The following is a 3,910-nucleotide window of genomic DNA, read 5'->3' on the forward strand; positions in this document are numbered from 1 at the left end:
GACTGGGTCGCCTTTGCCGAGCTTGCGTAAAACGGCAAGCGCAGCCGAGAGCGATTCTCCAGTATTTTTTAAGATAACCTTGTCTATAGACCTCTATTTAGTCGATTCTGAATATTGACATTTTAGTGCTCAGACTGGTTGAGCAACTCAGTTTACCCGCAGTTTGGCTAGAATTTTCCAGCAGTTTTGCCCTGCGATGCACACATCGTACCGTGCGGCACTATGCCACCTAGCCTCTGTCCACAAAACAGCTAAGGGTGTAAAACAGGCAAACATCCTTGGACAAGCCCAGAAACACGAATCGAGGATATATCCAATTCAGGCTAAGCTACTAATCTTTCAAATTATTGAGAAGTTCATTTATATCTTTTGAAACATGTATAAAAGCTTCTGGTGCATCAGGATCTTCTTCCACATTCACGAAGATTATAGGTGGATTTGAATGATCAATCTTAAAATTATAGGCAAAAAAGTTGCCTGTACTTCCGGCATCAGCAATAGGAAAGATATTTGGATATAAATCTTTCCATTTATTAAATTTTTCCAGAGCACTATATAGTATGTGTTCAGAGGAACAATTTTCCAAAACGTGAAATAACGGTCCAAACGGCGTGGGCGCTAAATAATTTGATTCAATTACTTCTTTAGATGGTACTAATCCCTGCTTGTCAACTATAAAAGATTTGTAATCAGCAGGTAGTATAAAACCTATAATGGCCTCTATGGTTGAGATCTCAGTGCTCGAGATATCTTGCAAAGGAGGATCTACATACTCTTCCCAAATTATATTCACTTTTTGCTCCTTGTTACTTTTTATCGCCTCCACCCCAAATAGACATTCCTCCAGTATGGGGCACGAAAGCGTTGTGTCCTATTTGATTGAATCACAACAAGTGTCACAATACAGCGTTATTCATGCTGCTTAATAGCGCCACGTACCATAGAAGCCATATCAATGATTTCCATATCACCCATGTCGGCAATTAAATTCAAATGGGCAAAAATATCGCACTTTTCAATATTCTTGACTTTTTTCTCGCCACCCATAAATAAAAATGGTGCAAAGCCGTACACTTCATCGGCATTGAGTGGGCCCTGTTTTTTTAATGCCGCAGGAAAGAGTGGCTTCCTTTGGTTATTTTCAATATCAAGATCTTCAATTTCTTGAAACGCTATAAAATTTTTTATTGTCCGCTCAGTGTTACCTGCTTTAATATCTTGCTCATTCCCTTTTTTTGTTCGCATCCAATTTAGGTGCGGGCTTATTTCAAGGGACTCACCTGTTGTTTCGCCGTAAATCTGAAGTTCCCCCCAAGCGTTACGCGCTATAACATAATAGATATCATCTTGCTCAAACGGGGTGTCTTCTAAAAATCGGTCAAGAATGTCTTGATAATCCGCTGGATTTGTCAACCAAAATAAACCATCGGCAAAGCCACTGAAACCGAGTATTTGCCAGTATTCAAGTAGCTGGTCAGGCAGCTTTCCTCGATACGCTTCTATATCAGCGGTATCCGCAGGTATAATTGTTGTTGGTTGGCTAAATTTGCTTAGAAAACATTCTAATGCGTCATCATTCGTCTCTATCATGGTGTTCTCTACTTTACTTTTTGTTTAACGGGCAACGCTCNCTGAATGTTCAACTTGGCATCTGGGCCATATTCTTTAAATGCTTTTTCAACTTGCTCATCCATTAATTGCAGGTGTGTTTTATCCACTTTCTTATTGGCGGCAGAGTAGCTTACAAGCTCAAAAAATTGCGGCACTGACCTCACAGTGCAAATAGTTTTGTGGGAGACGGTTTACCCGCCGAGAAGTATGTTTTTTGAGTGATGAGCAGTGCCTTTTCTTTAGACAAAAAAATGAACCAAGAAAACGTCGCCCCAGCATCACACTCAATCCTCAATTTTCAATTCCTAAGCTGATATAGTGCAACCGTCTTGTAAGGCAAGGAGAGCAGCTCCTTGCTTGGTAATACTAGTGAATTTAAAAGACTTAAAAACTTGTTATTGATTATGGGATAATTGGTTCGATAGCGCGACGATATCCGCCATAACACGCTTCTCTCCAAGGTCTGCTAAGAAAGCTAAATGTTCCGTGGCTTTTACCTTTTGGAGATTCTCAAGCTTAGGCTCACCACCGAGGGCAAGAGCAGGTGCAAAGCCATAGATCTCTCCATTTTCAAGAGGACCTAATTTCTCCAAAGCTCGTTCAAATAACAGCCTATCTTCAAGGTCTTTTTCGTCAACTAGGTCTTTAGACATAGTAGCGAAAAATAACTCAATACATTGTTCAGAGCCAAGTTTATTAAGGTCTTCAGTTTTGTCGGTAGGTAAAATCATTGCGTAACCCGGGTTGATTTTAATACTTTGACCCGATGTTTCACCCCATATAAACATACGGCCAAAAGCTCCGAGTGCAATTACGTGGTACTTATCAGCCCCTCGTAATTGTCTCTTTTCGAACTCAGTACCGCGTAACCAATTCGCTAATGCTTCTTCATATTCTTTTGGGTTTACCGTGTGGAATATGCCTTTCCCCCAACTGGAAAAGCCATACTCTAGCCAGTAGTCGAGTAGTTTTTTGGGTAATTTATCGTGATAAAAGTCCAAAATCTCCTGTTGAGGTTTCAATTGAGTGAGTAGCCGGACCAAAACCTTTGTGGTTATAAAAATTGTCAAAAAATTTATTCATTTTTTGCCTCAATATCCATTATTTCAACTCGACTCGACGTAGTCTTCATATCCTTACCTCCTACTGATTCTCTTGCCAATGTACGAGGTCTTTGGGGTAGTATGGATGGTCAATAAAGCTGCTATCATCAATATTGAATAACTTAACAACAAGCGCAATTTCCCAGCACCAATAGCCAATGTATGCATCTGTATCCATTAAATGATAATCTGGGCTACCCTCCAATACATACCAAGCCTCTAGATAGGCTTTTGCAAGTGCTGGACGTTGCTCTGGACTTCCTTCAACTACTTTGTACAGCTTACAGAAACGTTTTTTGAACAGAGTATCCGCTGCTATTTCACGATCAGTGTCACCTAGGGCTATCGCAATCTTATCAAATAGCGCGTCTTGACCTTGATTACCAATAAGACTCAGCACTTTTAGATAGTATTCTTTATCCATATTTAAACAGAAAGCGAAACTCAACCATTTAAGATGATCTTCGAGGTAATCTTCNTTTCTTCCCAGCCAATTCGCTCTACTTGCTCTTTATCTGGCAAGGCGTCAGCATAGTCCTTTTGCCATTGGCGGTAGGTCAACATATTTAATAAAAGTGGCTTAAATTCTGAGAGATCATCGCCGCGAGAGTATTTCTGATGAAGAAGATACAATGAGTCACTAACTAGCCTAAATGAACCTTTCATTTTGACTTCAGCTTCAAACTGACTATCAGGTTGGACTTTCTGTATTTTTTTTTTCGATAACCTTTACTCTAAAGTTAACTCTATCATTGTAGTAATCAATATCTCTCAAATTATCTCTTTGCATTTATGTGTCCTAAAATCCGGTTGCTTTACCAATATTGTGGGCGTTTTTATCCAGTATATTTACTATTAGATTGCCATCCAATTTATTACGGATAAGTAATTTTATGACTCTGCCATCATTATCTTCAATGGCTTCTAGTACGTCTGCTATCTGTTCCTCGTTCAACCCAGCTTTCCTGAGCCGTTTTTCCGTTAGGCACTGATCACTCAGTTGTTTGCCTGTTTTGGTTTTTCCCAATTTACTTTTATTGTATTTCGCTTCAGTGAAAGCATAATCAGGTGGTGGATTTGGGTGTAAATAAATCCCATCTATACCGGTTTCGCTGGGCTTATAATTAGTCGATCCTGAATATTGACGTTTTGATGCTCAGACTGGCTGAACCATATCAGTAATCAGTCCAGAATGA

At 39.7% G+C, this 3,910-nt stretch carries 5 protein-coding genes; all 5 read right to left on the reverse strand.

Annotated elements, in window-relative coordinates:
- Window positions 1–331: 331 nt before the first annotated feature.
- The 5 genes from CKO50_RS13505 to CKO50_RS24005 all read right to left on the reverse strand — a co-directional run bounded on the left by CKO50_RS13505 (window position 332) and on the right by CKO50_RS24005 (window position 3,669).
- On the reverse strand, window positions 332–793 hold the full coding sequence (locus CKO50_RS13505) for an SMI1/KNR4 family protein (RefSeq protein ID WP_255229764.1): 462 nt from the start codon (window positions 791–793) through the stop codon (window positions 332–334).
- A 116-nt stretch (window positions 794–909) separates the two neighbouring features.
- A complete protein-coding gene (locus CKO50_RS13510) occupies window positions 910–1,590 on the reverse strand; it encodes a GAD-like domain-containing protein (protein WP_095728582.1) in 681 nt (226 codons plus the stop codon).
- Between the two features lie 416 nt (window positions 1,591–2,006).
- On the reverse strand, window positions 2,007–2,612 hold the full coding sequence (locus CKO50_RS13515; RefSeq protein WP_255229765.1) for a GAD-like domain-containing protein: 606 nt from the start codon (window positions 2,610–2,612) through the stop codon (window positions 2,007–2,009).
- Window positions 2,613–2,754: 142 nt separating this feature from the next.
- Window positions 2,755–3,138 (reverse strand): PoNe immunity protein domain-containing protein, encoded by a 384-nt coding sequence (locus CKO50_RS24695; RefSeq protein ID WP_255229767.1) that lies wholly within the window; start codon window positions 3,136–3,138, stop codon window positions 2,755–2,757.
- A 375-nt stretch (window positions 3,139–3,513) separates the two neighbouring features.
- Window positions 3,514–3,669 (reverse strand): hypothetical protein, encoded by a 156-nt coding sequence (locus CKO50_RS24005; protein WP_176474666.1) that lies wholly within the window; start codon window positions 3,667–3,669, stop codon window positions 3,514–3,516.
- Window positions 3,670–3,910: the final 241 nt, after the last annotated feature.

This window comes from Pseudoalteromonas sp. HM-SA03 (assembly GCF_002289345.1).
Lineage (GTDB): Bacteria > Pseudomonadota > Gammaproteobacteria > Enterobacterales > Alteromonadaceae > Pseudoalteromonas.

What these genes read in the sequence shown, in the direction of transcription:
- CKO50_RS24695 (WP_255229767.1), bottom strand. Translation starts at nt 3,138, where the DNA reads ATGGATAAAGAATACTATCTAAAAGTGCTGAGTCTTATTGGTAATCAA.
- CKO50_RS13510 (WP_095728582.1), bottom strand. Translation starts at nt 1,590, where the DNA reads ATGATAGAGACGAATGATGACGCATTAGAATGTTTTCTAAGCAAATTT.